Here is a 560-nt window from a genome sequence, read left to right as displayed (position 1 = left end):
GCCTCAGGCTCGTAATACCGCATCAGGTTGTAATGCAGTCCGGTCTCTTCATCGAAGTATTGGTTTTGCAATCTGAACGGCTGATGCGCATCCTTGTAAACCCTCTCATCCTTTTTCAGACGACCCCAAGCGGTGTATTCGCCGTACCATAACAGATTGCCGTGGATGTCGGTCATCTCCCTCGGTATACCGACTTGGTCGTTGTGGAAATAGGCGAGGTATTGTTTGCCGTCTTTGGCGTTGTCAAAGACTTGGGCTAAGGGTTCGTAGCTGTCTTGGTCGGTGTAGATATAGGTGTAGCTACCTTTGTAGGTGTACTCCTGCAATAGGCGGCTGCCGTCCCAGACGAAGTGGGTGCGTTTCGGGTCGGTACTCGTCCAGGCGAGTTTGTCTTGGCGTTCTTTGGAAAGGCGTCGTCCGAACGGGTCGTAGGCGTATTCCCAAATCTCGGTATTGCCGGCGGGCTTTTTGATTTCGGCGCGGACGAGTTGGTTTTCGAGATCGTATTGGTAATATTGGTTTTCGCCATCGGGCAGCTGGCGGTAGATCAGGTTGCCCAA

The 560-nt window shown here is 52.5% G+C and carries 1 protein-coding gene; it reads right to left on the bottom strand.

Annotated features, from left to right (window positions below; genetic code table 11):
* Window positions 1–560, bottom strand: a 560-nt coding sequence (locus ACTHSX_RS10455; RefSeq protein ID WP_440377607.1) for an RHS domain-containing protein, incomplete at both ends; no start/stop codon positions are given.

It is taken from the genome of Neisseria sp. P0014.S002, assembly GCF_051958295.1.
GTDB lineage: Bacteria > Pseudomonadota > Gammaproteobacteria > Burkholderiales > Neisseriaceae > Neisseria > Neisseria flavescens_B.
The sequence above is the reverse complement of the archived record's forward strand: the minus strand, read 5'-3'. Positions and strand labels throughout refer to the sequence as shown.